The sequence below is a fragment of the Metapseudomonas otitidis genome (assembly GCF_011397855.1).
Lineage (GTDB): Bacteria > Pseudomonadota > Gammaproteobacteria > Pseudomonadales > Pseudomonadaceae > Metapseudomonas > Metapseudomonas otitidis.
Window position 1 is genome coordinate 3,744,547 of sequence record NZ_AP022642.1, and the last position, 19,827, is coordinate 3,764,373.

Below are 19,827 nucleotides of genomic sequence, written 5' to 3' on the forward strand. Positions count from 1 at the left end.
AAACCGTGAGACCCACCATGCGCACTTCCCTGTCCTACAGCAAACGCTGCCTGCTGGCCCTGGCCACGGCAGCCTCGCTCGGCATCGGCTCAGCCGGCGCCGCCATCAGCGCCGAAGAGGCTGCCCAGCTCGGCACCACCCTGACCCCCCTGGGCGGTGAGCGTGCCGGCAACGCCGACGGCAGCATCCCCGCCTGGAACGGCGGCCTGACCACGCCCCCGGCGGGCTTCGTGCCCGGCAAGCACTATGTCGACCCCTTCCCGGACGACAAGCCGCTCTTCACCATCACCGCGCAGAACGTCGAGCAGTACCGCGACAAGCTCTCTGCCGGCCAGGTCGCCCTGCTCAGGCTCTATCCGCAGACCTTGTCCTACCCGGTGTACACGACCCGCCGCACGGCTGCGGCACCGCAATGGGTGTACGACAACACCCGCAAGAACGCCGTGAGCGCGACGCTGCTGGAAGGGGGCAACGGTTTCAGCAACGCCTACGGCGGACTGCCCTTCCCCATCCCGAAAAACGGCGTGGAAGCGTTGTGGAACCACATTGCCCGCTACCGCGGCACCTACCTGGTGCGGAACCTGTCCGAAGCCACCGTGCAGACCAATGGCGCCTATAGCCTGGCGACCTTCGATCAGCGCGTGCTGTTCAACTACTACATCAAGGATGGCGACACCTCGAAGCTGGGCAACATCCTCTTCTATTACCTTGCCCAGGCCCGCAGCCCGGCGCGTAACGCCGGGCAGGCCGCACTGGTCTATGAAACCCTCGACCAGGTGAAGGAGCCGCGCAAGGCCTGGGGCTATGTGCCTGGCGTTCGCCGGGTACGACGCGCGCCGACCCTGGCCTACGACACCCCTGAAGACAACTCCGACAACCTGATGACGGTGGACGACCGCGACATGTTCAACGGCTCGCCGGACCGCTACGAGTGGAAGCTGGTGGGTAAACAGGAGATGTACATCCCGTACAACAACTACCGGATCCTCAGCCCGTCGATCAAATACAAGGACCTGCTGCAACCGGGCCACATCGCACCGGAACAGACCCGCTACGAGCTGCATCGCGTCTGGGTGGTGGAAGGCTCACTGAAGAGTTCGGCACGCCACATCTATTCCAAGCGCACCTTCTTCCTCGACGAAGACAGCTGGCAGATCGCGATGGCCGACCGCTACGACAACCGAGGTGAGCTGTGGCGCGTTGGGGTCGGTTACCTGACCAACTTCTACGACCTGCCGACCATCTGGTCCTCCATCGACGCCTTCTACGACCTGCAAGCGCGCCGCTACGTGGTGCACAAGCTGGAGAACGAGGAAAGCAGCACCCTGGACTTCACCCAACCGATTCCGTCGCTGGACCTGTTCAAGCCGGCCAGCCTGCAGCGCATGGGCAGCCGCTGACGGCTCCGGAACGCACCGTGTCTCGGGTGACCGGGCACGGTGCGCACCTGCAGGGCAGGTATCTCGGTGGCGAAATGACGTCCGGCACCCCACCGCCCTTCCCGATACTCCGCAAGCCCCCATGTCGTAATCCTCCACCTCGAATACGTGATGACGCCTGCGCGAAGTTGCAGGCCTGCACCTGTATGATCGGTGCGCCTGACACGGCGCACTGCCTCAGAGCGACCGCCCTTTTGCTGCCACACGGACGTACCCCGCCATGCAACCGGTCATCCAGCACCCCTGGGACGTCACCCCGGACGACGCGCTCGAAATCCAGAAGCACCTCGCCGCACGCGTGGTGAAGGAGGACCGGCTCGGCCCGGTCGCCCGTATCGCCGGCATCGATGTCGCCTACCACAAGGACAACGACACCCTCATCGCCACCGTGGCGGTACTGGATGCCACGACCCTCGAAGTGATCGAGCAGCGTGCGCTGGCCGGCCAGGCCAGCTTCCCCTATGTGCCCGGGCTGTTCTCGTTCCGCGAGCTGCCGCCGGTCATCGAACTGCTCGCCACCCTCGAACAGCGGCCCGACCTGATCATCTGCGACGGCCAGGGCATCGCCCACCCTCGCCGCCTCGGGCTGGCCTCGCACCTGGGGGTGCTCTTCGACGTCCCCACCATCGGCTGCGGCAAGACCCGCTTCATCGGCGAGCACCTGCCACCACCCAACCAGCGTGGAGGCGTCGCCGCGCTGATGGACGGCGACGAACAGATTGGCGCAGCACTGCGGACCCAGGACGGCACCAACCCGGTCTACGTCTCGATTGGCCACAACGTCACCCTGGAAACCGCCTGCAAGTGGGTGCTGGCCGCCTCACCGCGCTTCCGCCTTCCCGAGACCACGCGCTGCGCCGACCAACATGGCCGGCAGTTCGCCCGGCAGTTGAGCGTTCCGTCGAGTACGCCGACATGACACCCGCTCTCCGCGTTGCCGCTTTCATGCTCATCACCGCCAGCAGCCTGACCGCCCGGGCCGAAGCGCCCCTGCACGGCTACTACCGGGCCGCCACCCCTGCCACGGGCCATTACCAGACCCTCACCGTGCTGGCCACGGCGCGCGGCCTGTCGTTCTTCTACGTGTCGGAATCGGGCGCCGCCCGCTGCGAAGTACCGGGTATCGCAACCCCGGTCCCCGATGCCGCCAGCACCTACCTGTTCACCGACGACCCGGACCACCACCTGTACGCGAACTGGGAAGGCTACGGCGCGCCCGATGCATCACCCCGCTGCCAGGTGAGCCTCGTCTTCGCAGAAGACAAGGTGGTGGTGAAACCGCTGGATGCGCAGCACTGCCAGTCCTTCTGCGGCCTGCGGGGTGCCATCGGCGGCACCTTGGAGCGGGTGGGGCCTTGGAAGATGGAATGAGTGGAAGTGCCGGATCGGAGATGACGCTCTTCGAGACAGTCACCCCAGCCTGGTAATGGGCGGGGATCAAAGCCAAGGGCACCGTGGCGATGATGCCGCTCAGTCGCCCCGCTTTCTGCGTTTGGCCTTGGCCTTGTACATCTCCCGGTCGGCCAGCTTCAGCGCGTCTTCAGCAGAAATGCCCTCCGGAGTGACAGCCGCCACACCGACGCTGGCGCCGGGGTAATGGATGTCGCCCAGCCCCTCGCCCAGCTCGAACATCCCGATTGTCGCCTGGGCCAGGCGCTCCTGAAGCAGCCTGGCGGCCTGTTGCATGCCATTCGGATTTGCGGGCTCGGCAGCTGCGCCGAGGGCGATGACCACGAACTCGTCGCCGCCCGTACGCCCGAGGATGTCGCTGGCACGCAGGCAGGCCTGCAACTGAGCGGCCACGCCCCGCAACAACTGGTCGCCCGCCTGGTGGCCGTAGGTGTCGTTGATGCCCTTGAAACCATCCAGGTCGATCACCGCCACCAGCACGTACTTCTGTTCCCGCTGGGCCTGGGCGAACAGCCGGTTGAATTCACTGAGGATCGCCCGGCGGTTGGACAGCCCCGTGAGGCTGTCCGTCAGGGCCAGCTTCGCCAGTTCGGCGTTGGCGGCCTGGAGCCGTTCCACCAGCAGCTCCCTCTCCAGCGAATAGCTGAGCAAGCCGGACATGAGCATCAGCAGCGGCTCCACGTCGGCGGAGCGGGCCACCTGCGCTGAACTGGCGGCGCACACCGTGCCCAGTACCCGGCCATCGTGGGAGCAGATGGGTGCGCTGAGGTAGGTCTTGATGCCCAGGGCAGCGGCGGCCTCGGAGTCGCCCCAGCACTCGGCGACGTTGTCGGAGTAGAGCCGCTTCTCTTCGAGCGCTCGCTTGCACAGCGTGTCCGCCCAGGGCACCACCAGCCCTTCCGGGATCACCATGCTGCCAACGTTGCGGGCGAACTCGACGCGCTGGATGCCTTCGTCGGTGTTGATGGTGGTGAGGTAGGTCGACTCCATCCCCGTGACCTGCCCCAGCAGGGCCAGCAGTGGCCGGGTCAGCTCCTCCAGGGTCCGGGCCTTGGGAACGGTTTCCGAGAGAAGCGACAGTATGTGGTCCATGGGCAAGAACTACGGCGTTGTGGACGGATGCAGGATTGTTAGCCAAAAGCAGCCCGAATAAAACCAGAGGAAACTGCCTCTTGGCGGTAACCAGGCGCTACGGCAGCCCGTTTCAATTCAGGATGTGAACGCGTCACGGTGCGTGCCTGACTCCACCGGCATCTGCCGGCAAGGGTGCCGTCCGGTACTTCGTCGTGGTCGTCCATTTCGATGGGGAGAGACGCCGCCAGTCCTCCTCGCTGCAGTCGGCAACGACACTGCTCCAATCATCCGCCCCACACGAGCGCTACAATGGCGCCCGCGCCGATCCCCTGACCGGGCACGCCTGGAGCCTGCTTCCCGATGTTCACCCTCGTTACCCTCGACACGCCGCCGCCCGAGTCCCTGAAGAGCCAGGTCCTGCAGGTGATGGTGGACGATTTCAGCGACATCAGCCCCGTGCCGCTGATGTCCAGCAACCCGCTCTACCCGCTGTACCAGTACGTGATCGGCTACGAGGTGCACCTCTACCTGCAGGCCATGGACAGCGGGCTGGACGGTGCCGCGCGGCTCGTCCTGGCGCTGAATGACGAAGACCCTTCCCAGGTGCTCGGCTTCGCCCTCTTCCTGCCGAGCGCGGACGACGCCGAGGCCTGCACCCTCCCCTACATCGCCGTGAAGGCCAGCCACCGCCGACGCGGCATCGGCCGGGCCCTGCTGCAGCAGGTGATCGCCCAGCGGCCCCACGTCGAGCTGGCCTGCGTCGCCAGCAAGGCACCGCTCTTCGAAGCCATGGGGCTGCGCGTACTGGCCGCCCAGGGGCCCCATGTCCTGCTCAACACCCGTGACCACCGTTCCGACGGCCTGGTCGCCGTGCAGGACCTCGCCCCCATCTACCAATCCAAGGAAGTGCGGCAGATCCACGCCTACCTGGTGAAGCAGCACGGCAGCAAGGCCATGCGCGAAGCCGAAGCCAAGCGCGACCGGCTGCTGGACCAGTTGGCCTTCCACGCCCAGGCACTGGTGAAGGAGCGTTTTCCCACGGTGCATTGAAGGTCGGTGCACCAAGCAAAACAGGTGCATCCATGGCCATCTCTAGCGACCCGTCGCCACCTCCGGATCGAAGCGCCACGCCTCAGCCTCCACCAATCGGCAGAACGCGCCATCCAGCGTCGCGTTGTGGTGCTTGATGATCGCTTCGGCCGTCATCCAGGGGGTGTCCGAGCAGGTGTGCCCGTCCGCCACCAGCACCGTATCGAAGCCAAGGTCCCTCGCGGCGCGGCAAGTGCTGTCCACGCAGTACTGCGTCTTCAACCCCGAGACCACCAGGCCGGTGACACCACGCTCCCTTAGGCTTTCGGCCAAACCTGTCAGCACGAAGGCATTGGGGCGCTGCTTCTCGAACACGGTTTCCGTTCCCTGGAGCTGCAACTCCGGAGCCAGCGCCGTGAGCGGGCTGTCTGCCGCGAATGGCGAGCCGGCCATTCCCACATGCCGTGCCAGGTAGATCGGCGCGCCTGCATCTCGTGCGCGCTCCATCAGGGTGTTGAGGGTGTGCAGCAGCTCGGTGCAGCGCCACAGCCTTTCCTGGCCATGGACGAGGCCAACCTGAACGTCGAGCACCAACAGTGCGTGCATCAGTGCATCTCCTTGCGTAATGACCTGCAACGCACGGGCACAAAAAAGGCCCGTCCATTGCTGGCGGGCCTTTGAAGTTCGTGACCTACGCGCTCACGGCACCTCGCACGCACCGCCTGGGGCGGTAGTGGTGGTGATCGAAGTGGTGAGGGCGTGAATATTCATCGGGCGAAACTACCGGGATGGCGGGTGCATGACAAGAAGGGCCGAAGGCTATTCCGGCAAGTAACGACTGCCTGCCGATGCGGGCCTCGTTTCAGCACTGAGGGCGAAGAGGCAATCTTCCAGATACGGTCGGACCTCCGACCACCCTTTGCGGTCGGCGAAGTAACCCCTGAGTTTCTTTCCTGCATCGACTACATCAGGTTCATGCTGCATCAGCATCACCCTGGCTACTGAACTGGCATCGTCCTCCTTGTGCTTTTCGTGATCCTGCTTGGCATAGGAATGAAACTCCTCGATCCGACCAAGGACAGGCTCAGTGCCTGCCAGGCATTTGTCACCGACGATCTCGTCACGCCGCTGAACATGCCCACCGGCAAAGCTGTCCTGGACCATGTGCAGCAAACTGCCCAGAGCCACTTCACTGACATGGGCACGCAACCACGGGCGCCCTGCCGTAAACAGGTCCTGGACCGTTTGAGCATTATTGAAACTCTGCTCCCAGCCCTCGATCTTCACGTCTTTCAAGTAGGTGTTGATGGGGTACGTGCCATCCGCCACGCCCCAGGCAAACTGGGCCCACATCATGATTCTCTGCTTGGTCTGCTCTGGCGAATCGCCCTCCTGGGATGCCATCGCATGCAGGAACTGCAGGTCACCGAAGTGCGAGCGGGCAATGTAGTTTCCCGATCCCATGTAGGCAGCAGGGTCTGATGCGCTCTTCTTCTCTGCGATCTTGAACAGATTGATCCAGCATTTTGTCTGAGAGATGAATCCAACCGAATAGCGCCCATCACAACCGGAAACCCTGGCATCTTCGGCTCCCGGCATGAACACGGGATCATCATTCCATCTCACCCCGGCAATGATGTAAGGCCCGGCATTCTCCAGATCCGGGTTACTGCACTTCTGCCAGTCTCCATCACACCCATATATTTTCTGCGTCAGCGCTTCATGAGCCGGATCAGCAAAGTTGTGCATGGCAAAGCTGGCAAAAGGCACGACTGCCCTGTAGGTAACGCCATATTCCTTTGCCATGGATCGCTCCGCGGCAGTTCCATTCGGTGCAAGCTGGAAGGCCTCAACTTCTCCAGCAACCACGAAAAACACTGCCCCGGCAATTACCAGCACTGATTGATTCATGAGCCGTCCCTGCGCTTTGATGGTGAGCCCATCAGCCTTGCACGCCCAGCCAAAGGCCAATTCGGCCTTACAGCAACGAACGCCTGCACGTGGGTGATGGAGTTGAATGTTCAGCGTAGTAAGTGCCGCTTCGTTGTCCAATCGACTCGACTACAGCAGTCGCTGCCGACCACGAGCCTGGGACTTCGGCACCCGGGAGGCATCACCCGCTGTAGCGTCTCGTCATTCAATCGCAGTGGTTCGGGGCATCCCAACTACGTATGGCTATGTCCGGGCACTTTCGGGATTGATTGAAAACGCAAAGCAGGCAAGCCGAAAACAGCGGACTCAAGAACAAGGACTCAAGAAAACATGGGCGCCCCCATCATCATTGGCAACAGCCATGACATCTGGATCAGCAACGCCCTGAAAGACGCCTTCTGTGACGTCATGACCCATGTCGCCGCTCTGGAAGGCCTGGACATCATGGCCATCTACGAAGAGGCGCCGGGCGTTGCCGGAACATATGGAGTGACGGGCGTGGGAATTGCCATAGGCGACTTCGATCAGTACCTGGGCGGACGTGAAGGCGTGCGTCGACACATCAACACCTGCCAAAGACGGCTGAAGGAAGTTGCAGCTGCCTGCTGGCTTTCTGAGACCGGCACGGAAGCGATGGCACACATACTGGCCTGGGTGGCCTATCACATGGATGGGAATCCAATCCCCGAAAACTGCAACCTCAGGTTCGACTGGCCACCGGGCTACCCCCCTTTGAACCCTGCAACCCCACACCTGCCAGGTGCACCGTGAACCGAAGCTACCTCTATCTTTTCGTGCTGTACCTGATCGGTACCCCATGCTGGGCAGAGCCTTCGCAACGAGAACTCGAGGACATCCAGGCATGGGAAGCGGCCCACCTGGCAGCCGAGCAAACCATCCCTGCGCTGCTCGAGCGCTACGGCAACGCAATCGGCTGCGGGTTTTCTTTCAACCCCGGCAACGTCGTCAAGTACCGCATCCAGAAGCAACCCGTCTTCGTTGCAGTCATCAGCCTGGACGTAGGGTGCTCAGGGGGCACCTCAATGATCAGAAACGTGCTGGTGACAATGAAGTACGGCGACTACCACAGGATCTCCGTCGACCCGGAACGCTCCAGGCCATCCCTGACGCCCACGGACTTTCCCAAGCGCCTGGAACGGCTCTATGTGGAGAACGGCGAGATCCTGTTCTCGGGTTTCAAGCCCGACTGGACGAAGGACGCGCTGTGCTGCGCAACCCAGCCGGTAAAGGGCAAGGTTTCGTTCAGTGATGGCGGGTGGCAGGTTGTCTTCCAGCCTTGAGGGCCACCGTTTGGAGGCCACAGCCAAGCCGGCGCCCCCGCCGCACGTTCAGGCCTGCTGGCGGGTCGCCGCCAGGACGATCTCGCGGATGCACACACCCTGCGGCTGTTCGTAGGCATAGCGGATGGCATTGGCCACGTCTTCGGCCGAGAGCACCGTCCCGCCCATGTCCTGCTTCCACTCCTGGTAACCGCGCTTGATGGCCTCGTCCGTCGTGTGGCTGAGCAGCTCGGTCTCCACCGCACCCGGCGCAATGGTCACCACGCGGACATTGTGCGGAGCCACTTCCTCGCGCAGGTTCTCGGAGATGGCATGCACCGCGAACTTGGTGCCCACGTAGGCGACGTGGTTGGGGAAGGTCTTGCGACCGGCCACGGAGCTGACGTTGATCAGCGTCCCCTGGCGGCGCTCGACCATTCCCTTGAGCACCGCATTCACGCCATTGAGCAAGCCCTTCACGTTGACGTCGAGCATCCGTGCCCACTCTTCGGGATCCTGCTCGGTCATGCTGCCCAGCAGCATTACGCCAGCGTTGTTCACCAGGGCATCCGCCGGCCCGAACAGGGCCTCGGCCTCCGCAACCGCCGCCAGCACGGCGGCTCGGTCAGTCACATCCACCGCGCGGCAGAGCGCGCGGGGCAACTGCAGCGCTTCCAGGCGCTCCAGACGACGGGCCAGCAGCAGCAAGGGGTGCCCAAGCTGGGAAAACGCCCGTGCGGTGGCCTCGCCAATGCCGGAACTGGCCCCGGTAACGATGATCAGTGGTTTATTCATGACGCTCTCCTGCTATCAGCTATCTGGATAACTAAACGATGAGCAGGAGTATATTCAGCGCGAAATCGCTTAAAAAATGACTTATTCCTCTGCCTGACATCGGTTAAACCTATGGATATTCGGCACTTCTCCGCCTTCATCGCGGTATTCGAAGAGCGCAACATCACCGCAGCGGCTCAGCGCCTGCACATCAGCCAACCCACCCTGTCCGTCACCATCCGCCATTTGGAAGAGGCGCTGGGCGTCGAACTGTTCTTGCGCCAGGCACGGGGTGTGGACGTCAGCGAGGCCGCACGGAATCTCTACCCCCGCGCCAGGGCCCTGGTTGCCGAGACGGCCAGTATCGGCGACATGTTCCGCCCAGGGGCCAGTCGCCAAATGCTGCATCTGGGGGTGGAGGGCGACATCAGCGCGGCGCAGGTGGAGCAGTTCATCGTTCTGGCGCGGCAAGCCGTCCCCAACCTGCTGCTGCATTTGGAGGCAGGCTGCACGGGCGACGCGCGATTGGCCGTGGAAGAGCTCTCCTGCGAGGACGAGCTGTTCGTCCCCGTGTGGGACGACCCGTATGCCCTCGCCCTGCCCCCAGGCGCAGAACGCGCCGAGGACTGCGGCTGGATCACCTGCCCGGGCCATCCCTCCCACCAACGACTGATGACGATCTACGGCAGCAGCCCCGTGGCCGCCCAGGCCAGTTCACTGGAACTGGCGCTGCGCCTGGTAAACGCCGGCGTAGGCGCTGCGATCCTGCCCGGCTCCCTGCTTGCAAGCGCACCGGCGGTGGGCACCGGCAGCCTTAACCTGCCGCTGCCCACACGACGCATCGGCCTCTGCCATTCAGCCCAGGCCCTGGAGAACCCCGCTGTGAATGCGCTGTACGCCTTCTTGCGTGAGCGAAATGCCGCCTGAGGCGTACCGGCGCGGGTGAAGAAACTGTCCGGCAGCGAGCGATTTACCCACGGCCCTGCGCATGCTTACAATTAGCAATAATTATCAATTGCATAATCTGCCTACCATGGACCAGCTCGCCGACCACCAGCGCCGCGCCCTGCACGAACTCTATGTCGAACATCACGGCTGGCTGAAGCAATGGCTCCGCAGTCGGCTCGGCTGCCGTGAGCAGGCCGCCGATCTTGCGCAGGACACCTTCGTGCGAGTCATCAGCCAGCGAAAACTGACCGACCTGCGCCAACCCCGCGCCTACCTCACCACGGTCGCGCGCAGCCTGGTGATCGACCAGTACCGCCGTCGAACGCTGGAGCACGCGTACCTGGAGACGCTCGCCGCCCTGCCGGAACCCGTGGACATCTCGCCGGAAACGCGCAGCATCATCATCGAGACGCTGATGGAGATCGACACCCTGCTCGACGGCATCAGCGGCCGGGCTCGCGAAATCTTCCTCATGGCCCAGCTCGATGGGCTGACCTTCACGGAGATCGGCAAGCGGCTGGGCCTTTCCGTCAATACGGTACGCAAGCACTTCGTGCGCGCCATGACCCACTGCCTTCTGCTACTGGAGGACTGAGACGATGTCAGCCCTCGACCTGAAGACCCTCGAAGCCGCCGCGCAGTGGTACGTGACACTCGCCGAGGAAGGCGAAGCCGCACGCGAGGCCCATGTGCGATGGCTGGCCAGCGACCCTCACCATGCCCTGGCGTGGGCCCGTGTCGAGCGCCTACAGGCGAAGCTCGGGCGGGTCACCGCCGATATCGCCCGCCCTACCCTGAAAAGTGCCCGCATCAAGCGCAGGGCCGTGCTCAAGGTGTTTTCCATCCTGGTCGCGGCAGGCGGTACGGCAGCGCTCGGCGTGCAGTACCGCCCGCTGAGATCGACCTGGGCCGACTACCGCACGGCCGCCGGCGAAACCCTGGAACTCGACCTGCCCGAAGGCACCCAACTGACTCTCAACACCCGCACGTCGGTCAACGCCAACTACGGCCCTGTGCTTCGCCAGGTGGACCTGCTCGAAGGCGAGATCCGGGTGCAAACGGCGGCGGACGACCTCGCACGCCCCTTTGTCGTGCATACGCCTTGCGGCAGCGTTCATGCACTGGGGACGCGCTTTCTCGTTCGCAGTGAAGCCTCCGGCGTGCGTGTCGGCGTCATGCAGCACGCCGTGGAGGTCCGCCCACAGCAGGCCCCCATGCAGGTCGTGCGCCTGGAAGCCGGCCAGCAATTGACGTTCACCCGCACGTCGGTGGGCGCGCCAGCCCCATTGCCCAAAGGGGCGGACGCCTGGACCCACGGGCAACTGCTGGTCAACGACTGGCGCCTGGATGACTTCATTACCGAGCTGGCGCGCTATCACCCCGGCTACCTCGGCTGCGCGCCGGAGGCAGGAGCATTGCGCCTCTCTGGCGCCTTCCAGTTGCAGGCGCTCGACACCGTGCTCGACAACCTCAGCGGCACCCTGCCTGTACGTGTCCGTCGCCTGACCCGCTGGTGGGCGCGGGTAGAACGAAGCTGATGCCCCTGTCACAGCACTCAGCCCGACCGCCGTCGGAGGACACGCGAAAAGGCACCGCAATAAAAAATTCGGCCAGGTGTTGGTGATTCTGATTCTCGTTCGACAAAGACAGTAGAGGCGCAGAGACGCCGCCATCTGCCATTGGAGAAGAATGCCGTCATGTCAGGTCACCACCCCCTGTTCCGTCAGTTCCAACTCCCCCTGGTTCCGCTGGTTCTCGGCGGCGTGCTGGTCAGCGCACCGCTGAGCGCCCTGGTCCCGGCCACTGCCTGGGCCCAGGAGGCCCAGGTCGAATACACCTTCGATATCCCCGCCAGCCCGCTGGAGGACGCCATCGCCCGGTTCTCCGAGGTTGCGGGCGTCACCCTCTCCTACGAGCCCGGCGTGGCCGGTAAGCGGCAATCGCCAGGTGTTCGCGGGCGCTTCGCCACCGCCACCGCGCTGGCACACCTGCTGGAAGGAAGCGGCCTGCAAGCCATCGAACTCGGCACCGGCAGCTACACGCTGCTGCCGGTGCAGGACGACACCGGAACCGTTCTGCAGGTGAGTGAAACCCTCGTCTCGGGCCAGGGCATGGGCGAAATGACGGAGAACTCCGGCTCCTACACCACCGGCCTGGTCAGCGTCGGCTCCAAGACACCGGTCAGCCTGAAGGAGACGCCGCAGAGCGTGTCGGTCATGACCCGGTGGATGATCGAAGACCGCAAGCTGACCTCCCTGCCCGACACCATGAAACGCACCCCCGGCATCACCGTGCGCAACGGCAGCTACAACACCCAGCAGTTCTATTCCCGCGGGTTCTCCATCGACAACCTGCAGATCGACGGCGCCGCCCCCATGGACATCGGCAGCGGCATCGGCACCTTCTACAGCGACCGCAAGTACGACATGGCGATGTACGACCACGTCGAGGTCCTGCGTGGCGCAAGTGGCCTGCTGGGCGGAACTGGCGACCCCGGCGGCATCGTCAACCTGGTGCGCAAGCGCCCGCTGGCCAACTACCAGCTCGACCTGCAGACCTCGGCCGGCTCCTGGGACACCTATCGCAGCCAGGTGGACCTCACCGGCCCGCTGACCTCCGATGGCACCCTGCGCGGCAGGGTCGTCGCCGCCTATACGGACCGCCAGTACTTCATGGACAACCGCAGCACCGAAAGGCCGCTGCTCTACGGCGTGCTCGAAGCGGACATCTCCGAGGACACCCTGCTGACCTTCGGTGGCAGCTACGACAAGGCGAAGGAGAACGGCACCGGCGATGGCCTGCCTCGCTACAGCACCGGCGGCGACCTGCACCTGCCACGGAGCACCTGGTACACCACCAACAGCGCCTGGGGCGACAGCTACACCCGCGAGTGGTTCGCCAAGCTCGACCACTACTTCAGCCCCGACTGGAAGCTCAACACCTCCTACACCTACTCCTACAACGCCTCGACCACCGAAGGCGTGATCCCCTACGGCTCGGTGGACGAAACCACCCGGAACGGCCCCTATTGGTGGGGCAGCTACGTGGCGAGCTGGAGCAAGCAATCGGTATTCGACGTCAACCTCTCGGGGAGCTTCGACGCCTTGGGGCGCCAGCATGAACTGCTGGTCGGCGCGGACTACCAGAAGGTCACCAGCCGCTGGCGCAGCGCAGAAGGCAAGACCGGCAAAGGTGGCCTGATCGACCTGTGGAATCCCTCGGCCACACCGCTGCCGACCGAAGCGTCGAACCACCGCTTCTGGCGGGACTACTCGCCCAACACCCGCGAGCAGTACGGCCTCTACTCGACGCTGCGCCTGCAACTGACCGACCCACTGAAGCTCGTGGCAGGCGCCCGTGCCCAGCGCTACAAGTTCGAACAGGCCTACAGCCTGCGCAACAGCGACGGCACCGGCAACTGGAGGGAGCAGGACCGCGTATCGGACCGGGAACCCACCACGCTGGTCCCGTTCGGCGGCCTGATCTATGCGCTCGATGACCAATGGTCCACCTACGTCAGCTACGCCGAGGTCTTCAAACCCCAGGCGCAGAAGCTCCAGGGCCCGTTGGACAACCTGTCCTCCATCGAGCCCATGACCGGCAAGACCTACGAAACCGGCGTGAAAGGCGAACTGCTGGACGGCCAGTTGAACGTCAGTGCCGCGCTCTTCTACACCCAGCGCAAGCACCAGGCCGCCACCGACCCGAACTACCCCAACCCTCCCTTCAGCTACAGCGGCTCATGCTGCTTCATCGCGCAGGACAGCGTCACCAGCAAAGGCCTCGACCTGGAAGCCAGCGGAAACCTCATGCCGGGCTGGGAAATCCTTGCCGGCTACACCTACAACCAAGTGCACAACGACACCGAGGAAACGCTCTACAGCACCATCACTCCCAAGCACCTGTTCAAGCTCTGGACCACCTACGACCTGCCCGGCGCCCTCGCAGCCTGGCGCGTGGGCGGCGGCGTGACCGTACAAAGCCCGACCTACGTCAGCGGCATGGCCTACCGCTTCGACGCCGGCGGTAACGCCATCGACAGCCGCGCCTACAAGTTCAGCCAGTCCGGCTATGCGGTCTACGACGCCCTGATCGAATACCAGGTGGATGACCACTGGACGGTGGAGGTCAACGGCAACAACCTGTTCGATCGCCGCTACTACGCCAGCGTCGGCACCTCCGAATACGGCAACTACTACGGCGAGCCACGCAACTTCACCCTCACCCTGCGAGGTCACTTCGACTGAACGATGCCAGGGGCGTCCAAAACGCCCCTGGCCTGTGCCGTGCGGATATCCAGCACCCGGCGCGCGGGCGGGCGGCCTGCCCCTCGGCCGGACCGATATGGCCCGCGAGCGAACAGCTCTGGGCGCCAGCCCACTGGCCCGTGACCACGCTCTACCTGGCCACAGCCCCCTCGCGCCGCCCCAACACCCCGCTCTGCAGCACAAGCCCCGGCTCCCACTCCGGCTCCCCGGCCTTGACCGTTTCCAGCACCTGCCACCTGAGCGTGTCGCCCTCCAGCGTGGCCTTGCCCTTCACGACCATTCGCACACGCCCCACGCCCGACCGAATGGGCAGGGGCTGCACGCTGTAACAGCGACATGAGGACGCTCGACTTCACAAGCAGGCACGGCCCCCGAGTTGCGGTAGCATCCCGCGCTTGCCATGGAGAGTGATATGCAAAACCGATACGGACGACTCGCCTCGTGGATTTATCACCTGGATAAACCCATCGGCCATTCATTTGGAGACCTGGAGTACTACCAACAGCGCCTGGCGGACGTTGATGGCCCGGTACTGGAGCCCGCCGTGGGGAATGGGCGGATCTTCATACCGCTGCTGGAGAAGGGCCTGGCCATCGAGGGCTTCGATGCCTCCCACGAGATGCTCGAATACTGCCGGCAGGAATGCCGGGCGCGAGGGCTGCCCGCGCCCCTCACACAGCAGACGTTCGAGCAGTTCCGCTACGACCAGCGATTCGCGGCCATCATCATGCCCGCCGGGTCATTCCAGCTGATTACCGAAACCACCACCGCAATGGCCGTGCTCAAGCGGTTCTGGAATCACCTGCAGCCCGGCGGGCGGTTGATCATCGACATCGACCCCATCGAGAGCATCATCGGGGAGGCACAGGCGGCACGGAGCTGGACAGTGGATGGCAGCAACCTCCTCACACTGACCAGCCACCGGGCCGAAGTGGACTACCGCAAGCAAACCACGCTGTCCCATCTGCACTACCAGCATTGGCAAGACGGCACCTTGCAGTCCGCCGAACTGGATCTGTTCCACTTGCGCTGGTGGGGCGTCGACGAACTGGCATTCGCACTGCGCGAAGCGGGCTTTGTAGAGGTGGTGGCGTCAGGCGGCTACCAGCATGGCCGCTCCCCTTGCCAGAGCGATCCCATCATCAGCTTCGAAGCGCGCCGCCCAGGTTGACGAGGCCTTGAACAAGGGCGTGGCAAAGGTGGCGCGCGGCGGATCGAAAGCGGCCATGTCCACGCCAACCGGGAAGGGCCGTGACCCCCGGCACGTTCATCCCGAATCGGAGGGTGAACGTGCCGATCAGCCCAACCTGCAACCACACCGTGAGTGCAGCCGAGGCAGTTGTTCAAGCAGCCGCTTCACTCGGTCAGCGGCAGACCATGGGTTCACTCTGACGTAACGTTTTCCGCCCCAAGACCCGCCACTTTCTCCCAGACGAGACGGCAGCCTGTCGCCGTGCCGGCCCCCTCCTCCACTTGCCCTCGGGCTCGGCCGTCCCTATCCTGCGCCGGCCACGGTCAATCCCGTGGCCGGGTTTAGCGACCCGAAAGACATTGGCGCGATTGCGCCAGCTGGTGCATGCGAGAAACGGCGGATGTTTCTTGCAGGCATTGGCACGCATGCAGTTTTTACTGCACCGCTCTATGGCAGATCGCGTGGGGAGACCCTCGGGTCTGCCGGATTCCAATGTCTCCGGTTCGCTAACCCTGCGCGGTCTGCCACCCTTTCGTTTAGCGACGTAGGTGGCAGCTCCTTAACCGACATTGGAGCAACACCATGCATGACGCATTCACCCCCATCACCTTCCAACGCCACTGCCATCAACTGCGCGCCGTCATGATCGACAACCGCCCCTGGTTCGTCGCCCTCGACTTCGCCCTGATGATCGCCGCCACCCGGCCCTACCGCCTGACCAAACGCCTCTACCCCCACCAATTCCGCTTCGCCTTTCTCCGCTACAGCACAGGGCGCTGCGAAGAAGTGGAACTGGTCAGCGACGCCGGCCTCTACCGTGCCCTCTACCGCTTCGGCCACCCCGAACACTGCGCCCTCAGCCAATGGCTCAGCGACGAAGTGATCCCCACCCTCCACGACTACCACCGCGACCCGCAGGCCAGCCCGAGGCGCATCCTCATGACCTGGGCCAACCAGCGCATCGCCGCCCTGCACTGGCAAAGCGAAACCTGGATCGCCCGACAGGACCTGCCGCGTTTCATGGCGGTGCATGACGACCCGCTGTTGGGGGATGGGCCGAGTTGGAGGCGGTTTTTCTAGGGAGGTGAAAATGGAAACGCCGCATGGGAGTGCGGCGTTTTTGGTGGAACGAGCTTTGGGCCGAATCTGTTGGAAAAGCGGTTTGCGGTAGGCAACCAGTCAGATACGCCAGCATTCAAAGCGGTCTCGAGCCACTTCAAATTACCTCCAGCAATCCAAGCTCCCAGCGATATCACTATAAACAGCGCACTGGCATTCCACTTCCCACCTCACCTAGTAGATATTTTTACATAAGCCACAGCTTGTATATCGAGAACATCACGCTCGCCCACCGTTAGCCCGAGCATTATTTTCTTTATGGAATCATTTTGAATCCATGCATAGACAATAGTGTGCATACTTCCGGCGTCACCCAGATCACCATCAAAATCAGCCACTTTTCGTGCGCTATACAGAGCGGGCGCAGAAGCGGCAAAATTCACAAATAAACTCTCGGCCATTTTCGGATCAACGCGCCGCGCAGTAACATGACAAGCTTCTTGCCCCTCGGGAATTGAAAGAACAAAGAAACCTTGCTCACTTGGCATTACCCAAGAGCTCCCTGCACTAAGCCCCAAGTATTTCTCAGCCTGCTCTGTTGGTAGAGTCGAGGCGCCATCCAGACTGGATTTCAGACCATCTAAATCATCTATGTATTTAACGCAAAAATTTTCAAATATCCCCTGAAGCTCCTGAGCCTGCAGCTCAGCGTTCTCAGCAAAGCATGTTGACGACGCAAGAGCCAACGGAATTGCCATGATGGCGCAAATAGTTAAATCGACGCACCTTCCCGCGAGCGAATAAGCAGGCCAATCCTTCAAATCAAAACCCTTTTTCAAAATTAAATCCTCACTCGCTCACTGGATGGATTGTTACTCCAGCTAACGCTGCATGTAACGAAGAATAGATAGCGCATCTTTATCGGAGGCGACGCATATAACACTGCACTCCATCCGGCTCGTTCTTCTCTATCGCGGAGTTATTCATCCACGTATCCAAAACAATCAGTTCCTTCTGATTTAGCAGGATTTGCAACAGCTAAAGAACTCGGTCAAACGTTCCTTCGTCGCGCCAGTCGAGGAATCGTAACGCCAATCACCGCGCCGCAATGGTAAAGCGAAACCTGGGCCGTCCGGCAGGACCTACCGGGCTTTATGGCCGCGCACGATACCCCACTGCTGGGGGATGGGCCTAGTTGGAGGCGGCTTTTCCAGGGAGGTGAAATGGAAACGCCGCATGGGAGTGCGGCGTTTTTGGTGGGAATGGCTGCTTTCGGCCATTAGCGGTCACCGAGCGCCTAAAAAATAAGGGGCGATTCAAGGCGACTAAATAATTTCAGTCATAGATAGCTCTCTCTAAATCCAGAATAGCCTCATAGAGGCTTTCGTTTCTGGGTGGCAGCAGGCCCTGAGCGCTGTTCATAGACTCTGTCTCCAGCTCTTGGAGGCGAAAGAACTCGTATGTATACTTTCCAACCTTAGTGAAAATTTTATAACTGAATATTTTCTTCGGTCCGCACTGTGCAGACAGCACGCACAAATCTTTATATACATCAACAAGATTGGGGTGCGCGAACTTGTAGTGCTCCTTTTTAAATAGACGGCTTTTTTCTATTTTCGGAAGAAGTCGCAAGTCTGTATTCAAGAAATCGATGCGCTGGCCTTTGATCTTTATATTGCATCTGCGACATGAAATCGCAAGATTTGGTAGATCGAAAATACAGTGGGTGAAGATGCTTTTAGGTAACACGTGCTCGATGTCGAGAACCATGTTGAACTCGCCACGAATGCTGCGCTGACAATAACAGCACTGTTCCTCTTGCTCGATACGTTTGTGCGCTTTAAATCTGGCCTTTATATCCGCAACATGTTCCGACTCCCATATTTGCTTAGGTGTCGGCTTAGGTGTATTTGTGTTTCCCAATGCTTGTTTGATTTTCAAGTGTTCTTCAAGCGTGTAAGCGAAGCTAGTCATTGTACAAGCATCCTAGCTTGTGCTATCAGGATTTGCTGTTTTTTATCATGTTTGGCGGCCTCATGTAATTCATCGAATTCATCATTGAGTGTCGCGACAGTGATCTCCCCTAGTTGCACTTGGTGCAACAACTCCGCCATATGCCTAGATAGGAACGCGCTTCGGGGGGTGAGCACTTTGAAGACATCCCAAAGCACTTGCTCCATACCTTCGTCGCGGCAAATCACCTGGTGGAGAGTGTTTTTGCGCAATCGATACAATTGACACTGGGGAGCAGCAGTCACCATTACAGGAGCATGCGTAGCGATGATCACCTTGGGCTCGGATGACTGGAAAAGATCGAACAAACGGTCGATATAGCTCCGCTGCCAGCGAGGGTGCAAGCTGTTTTCCGGCTCATCAATAAGAATAGCCGTGCGCTCGGTAATATGGGATGCGATAAAGGCCAAGGTGGTGAGGAGCTGGATCTCACCGGAGCTTGCCCTCTCTAGTGGTATTTTGGTGCCCTGTTTCTTAAGGAAAATAGCTGGCCAATTGTGCAGGTCTTCCTTACTCAGATTTAAAGTCCAGCGGTCGTCCTTGGAGAGCCCCCTGTGGCTGTAATAGGAGTGGCTCATGCTGAGATCATACCAATCCACCTGAACTTTCGATTTTTCTTGGAAAATCCCAAGTTGCGGGTCGTAGCCGAGATAGGAAAGAACCTTACCAATATGGTATCTGGATACTGACGGCTCCTTGATCGATTCAATGACAGATTTTAGCGCAACACTGACAAACGACTGGCCATAGCGACCTCCCATGAAATGGTAGCGCTTGCCTTTATCGCGAAATTTGTCGAATGGACAGTTAGCAATTGCGATGACTCGATAATTCTTGCTGATATAGGCCTCGGCAATATCCGCTAGGGCCTGGCTTTTACCGCTACCATTTTCGCCGATGAGAATTGAAAGAGGTTGTTCGTAATCGATGGCTTGTAAGTCAGTAAGCATGAGGAGTCCTTTCTTTTTGCTTGGAGGAGTCCTTAGCCGTCGCAAGCATCGGAGTCCGTAGGCAAGAATAAGCCCAGCGCAATCTGTCAGCTAGTGTCTAATTTATGGCTGGCATGACTTCTGGCTAAGCGCCGCGCAGCGTGGGCGATTCAGTGACGCAGAACTCTGTAACCATTTTCAAGCACAACTGATCTGCCTATTCGGTGACGAGGCAGGCATTCCTTATGAAGACTGGACTCAGGACTGGGCCGCACTGCTATAGCGGATGACCAAACGCCTACTCGCTGGCATAGCTTCTAAGACTAATCGGATGCGATTGATCCCTCTTGGGGGCATCGACTAGCTCTGATTGGGAGCGAAGCATGCGACGAATATGGCGGCTATATGGAAGGGCATTTCTTGCGTTAGATAGAATCTTGAGCCAAGTACTGGATTCACATTCAAGAGGTGACACCGAGT

At 61.4% G+C, this 19,827-nt stretch carries 19 protein-coding genes; 12 read left to right on the top strand and 7 right to left on the bottom strand.

From position 1 onward, the window contains the following. The first annotated feature begins 17 nt into the window (after positions 1-17). The 3 genes from PotMrB4_RS17100 to PotMrB4_RS17110 all read left to right on the top strand — a co-directional run bounded on the left by PotMrB4_RS17100 (position 18) and on the right by PotMrB4_RS17110 (position 2,810). Entirely contained in the window at positions 18-1,400 is a 1,383-nt protein-coding gene (locus tag PotMrB4_RS17100) for a DUF1329 domain-containing protein (protein WP_172434021.1), read from the top strand. 259 nt (positions 1,401-1,659) lie between these two features. Beyond that, a complete protein-coding gene (nfi, locus tag PotMrB4_RS17105) occupies positions 1,660-2,358 on the top strand; it encodes a deoxyribonuclease V (RefSeq protein ID WP_172434022.1) in 699 nt (232 codons plus the stop codon). Beyond that, positions 2,355-2,810 carry a hypothetical protein gene (locus PotMrB4_RS17110; protein ID WP_172434023.1) on the top strand — a complete coding sequence of 152 codons (456 nt, stop codon included), beginning with the start codon at positions 2,355-2,357 and terminating at the stop codon, positions 2,808-2,810. Before nfi ends, PotMrB4_RS17110 begins: the two co-directional genes overlap by 4 nt. A gap of 99 nt (positions 2,811-2,909) precedes the next feature. Here PotMrB4_RS17110 and PotMrB4_RS17115 read toward each other — a convergent pair whose 3' ends face one another. Beyond that, entirely contained in the window at positions 2,910-3,941 is a 1,032-nt protein-coding gene (locus PotMrB4_RS17115; protein ID WP_172434024.1) for a sensor domain-containing diguanylate cyclase, read from the bottom strand. A gap of 342 nt (positions 3,942-4,283) precedes the next feature. Here PotMrB4_RS17115 and PotMrB4_RS17120 point away from each other — a divergent pair, with 342 nt between their 5' ends. Continuing rightward, positions 4,284-4,973 carry a GNAT family N-acetyltransferase gene (locus PotMrB4_RS17120; protein WP_172434025.1) on the top strand — a complete coding sequence of 230 codons (690 nt, stop codon included), beginning with the start codon at positions 4,284-4,286 and terminating at the stop codon, positions 4,971-4,973. A 42-nt stretch (positions 4,974-5,015) separates the two neighbouring features. Here the strand turns inward: PotMrB4_RS17120 and PotMrB4_RS17125 are convergent, their stop codons facing one another. Together PotMrB4_RS17125 and PotMrB4_RS17130 are read right to left on the bottom strand one after the other, a co-directional pair. Further along, on the bottom strand, positions 5,016-5,558 hold the full coding sequence (locus PotMrB4_RS17125; protein WP_172434026.1) for a cysteine hydrolase family protein: 543 nt from the start codon (positions 5,556-5,558) through the stop codon (positions 5,016-5,018). 213 nt (positions 5,559-5,771) lie between these two features. Then, the gene (locus PotMrB4_RS17130) at positions 5,772-7,004 is read right to left on the bottom strand and encodes a hypothetical protein (RefSeq protein ID WP_232060729.1); all 1,233 of its coding nucleotides are present in this window, start codon (positions 7,002-7,004) and stop codon (positions 5,772-5,774) included. Between the two features lie 210 nt (positions 7,005-7,214). Between PotMrB4_RS17130 and PotMrB4_RS17135 the strand changes: the two genes are divergently transcribed. Next, the gene (locus PotMrB4_RS17135) at positions 7,215-7,655 is read left to right on the top strand and encodes a hypothetical protein (RefSeq protein WP_172434027.1); all 441 of its coding nucleotides are present in this window, start codon (positions 7,215-7,217) and stop codon (positions 7,653-7,655) included. Beyond that, positions 7,652-8,185, top strand: coding sequence for a hypothetical protein (locus PotMrB4_RS17140; RefSeq protein WP_172434028.1), 534 nt, complete (start codon positions 7,652-7,654; stop codon positions 8,183-8,185). Before PotMrB4_RS17135 ends, PotMrB4_RS17140 begins: the two co-directional genes overlap by 4 nt. Positions 8,186-8,233: 48 nt before the next feature. Here PotMrB4_RS17140 and PotMrB4_RS17145 read toward each other — a convergent pair whose 3' ends face one another. Then, positions 8,234-8,959 (bottom strand): SDR family oxidoreductase, encoded by a 726-nt coding sequence (locus PotMrB4_RS17145; protein ID WP_172434029.1) that lies wholly within the window; start codon positions 8,957-8,959, stop codon positions 8,234-8,236. A 111-nt stretch (positions 8,960-9,070) separates the two neighbouring features. Between PotMrB4_RS17145 and PotMrB4_RS17150 the strand changes: the two genes are divergently transcribed. The 6 genes from PotMrB4_RS17150 (at position 9,071) to PotMrB4_RS17175 (ending at position 16,426) form a co-directional block, all read left to right on the top strand. Next, positions 9,071-9,865: a LysR family transcriptional regulator gene (locus PotMrB4_RS17150; protein ID WP_172434030.1), complete on the top strand. Its 795-nt coding sequence runs from the start codon at positions 9,071-9,073 to the stop codon at positions 9,863-9,865. A 106-nt stretch (positions 9,866-9,971) separates the two neighbouring features. Next, positions 9,972-10,481: a sigma-70 family RNA polymerase sigma factor gene (locus tag PotMrB4_RS17155; RefSeq protein ID WP_172434031.1), complete on the top strand. Its 510-nt coding sequence runs from the start codon at positions 9,972-9,974 to the stop codon at positions 10,479-10,481. Between the two features lie 4 nt (positions 10,482-10,485). Further along, complete coding sequence (locus tag PotMrB4_RS17160; RefSeq protein ID WP_172434032.1) at positions 10,486-11,424, top strand: FecR domain-containing protein; 939 nt, start codon at positions 10,486-10,488, stop codon at positions 11,422-11,424. 159 nt (positions 11,425-11,583) lie between these two features. Continuing rightward, positions 11,584-14,133 carry a TonB-dependent siderophore receptor gene (locus PotMrB4_RS17165; RefSeq protein ID WP_172434033.1) on the top strand — a complete coding sequence of 850 codons (2,550 nt, stop codon included), beginning with the start codon at positions 11,584-11,586 and terminating at the stop codon, positions 14,131-14,133. Positions 14,134-14,566: 433 nt separating this feature from the next. Next, on the top strand, positions 14,567-15,325 hold the full coding sequence (locus PotMrB4_RS17170) for a class I SAM-dependent methyltransferase (RefSeq protein WP_172434034.1): 759 nt from the start codon (positions 14,567-14,569) through the stop codon (positions 15,323-15,325). Positions 15,326-15,928: 603 nt separating this feature from the next. Then, a complete protein-coding gene (locus tag PotMrB4_RS17175) occupies positions 15,929-16,426 on the top strand; it encodes a BRO-N domain-containing protein (RefSeq protein WP_044400494.1) in 498 nt (165 codons plus the stop codon). 209 nt (positions 16,427-16,635) lie between these two features. Here the strand turns inward: PotMrB4_RS17175 and PotMrB4_RS17180 are convergent, their stop codons facing one another. The 3 genes from PotMrB4_RS17180 to PotMrB4_RS17190 form a co-directional block, all read right to left on the bottom strand. Next, entirely contained in the window at positions 16,636-17,244 is a 609-nt protein-coding gene (locus PotMrB4_RS17180) for an NMCC_0638 family (lipo)protein (protein ID WP_172434035.1), read from the bottom strand. A 496-nt stretch (positions 17,245-17,740) separates the two neighbouring features. Further along, a complete protein-coding gene (locus PotMrB4_RS17185) occupies positions 17,741-18,379 on the bottom strand; it encodes an HNH endonuclease (RefSeq protein ID WP_172434036.1) in 639 nt (212 codons plus the stop codon). Then, a complete protein-coding gene (locus PotMrB4_RS17190; RefSeq protein ID WP_172434037.1) occupies positions 18,376-19,368 on the bottom strand; it encodes an AAA family ATPase in 993 nt (330 codons plus the stop codon). Before PotMrB4_RS17190 ends, PotMrB4_RS17185 begins: the two co-directional genes overlap by 4 nt. Positions 19,369-19,827: the final 459 nt, after the last annotated feature.

Coding starts and splice junctions, on each gene's coding strand:
- PotMrB4_RS17150 (WP_172434030.1), top strand. CDS start 9,071: ATGGATATTCGGCACTTCTCCGCCTTCATCGCGGTATTCGAAGAGCGC.
- PotMrB4_RS17165 (WP_172434033.1), top strand. CDS start 11,584: ATGTCAGGTCACCACCCCCTGTTCCGTCAGTTCCAACTCCCCCTGGTT.
- PotMrB4_RS17125 (WP_172434026.1), bottom strand. CDS start 5,558: ATGCACGCACTGTTGGTGCTCGACGTTCAGGTTGGCCTCGTCCATGGC.
- PotMrB4_RS17190 (WP_172434037.1), bottom strand. CDS start 19,368: ATGCTTACTGACTTACAAGCCATCGATTACGAACAACCTCTTTCAATT.
- nfi (WP_172434022.1), top strand. CDS start 1,660: ATGCAACCGGTCATCCAGCACCCCTGGGACGTCACCCCGGACGACGCG.
- PotMrB4_RS17170 (WP_172434034.1), top strand. CDS start 14,567: ATGCAAAACCGATACGGACGACTCGCCTCGTGGATTTATCACCTGGAT.
- PotMrB4_RS17115 (WP_172434024.1), bottom strand. CDS start 3,941: ATGGACCACATACTGTCGCTTCTCTCGGAAACCGTTCCCAAGGCCCGG.
- PotMrB4_RS17100 (WP_172434021.1), top strand. CDS start 18: ATGCGCACTTCCCTGTCCTACAGCAAACGCTGCCTGCTGGCCCTGGCC.
- PotMrB4_RS17175 (WP_044400494.1), top strand. CDS start 15,929: ATGCATGACGCATTCACCCCCATCACCTTCCAACGCCACTGCCATCAA.
- PotMrB4_RS17145 (WP_172434029.1), bottom strand. CDS start 8,959: ATGAATAAACCACTGATCATCGTTACCGGGGCCAGTTCCGGCATTGGC.
- PotMrB4_RS17135 (WP_172434027.1), top strand. CDS start 7,215: ATGGGCGCCCCCATCATCATTGGCAACAGCCATGACATCTGGATCAGC.
- PotMrB4_RS17155 (WP_172434031.1), top strand. CDS start 9,972: ATGGACCAGCTCGCCGACCACCAGCGCCGCGCCCTGCACGAACTCTAT.
- PotMrB4_RS17185 (WP_172434036.1), bottom strand. CDS start 18,379: ATGACTAGCTTCGCTTACACGCTTGAAGAACACTTGAAAATCAAACAA.
- PotMrB4_RS17120 (WP_172434025.1), top strand. CDS start 4,284: ATGTTCACCCTCGTTACCCTCGACACGCCGCCGCCCGAGTCCCTGAAG.
- PotMrB4_RS17160 (WP_172434032.1), top strand. CDS start 10,486: ATGTCAGCCCTCGACCTGAAGACCCTCGAAGCCGCCGCGCAGTGGTAC.
- PotMrB4_RS17110 (WP_172434023.1), top strand. CDS start 2,355: ATGACACCCGCTCTCCGCGTTGCCGCTTTCATGCTCATCACCGCCAGC.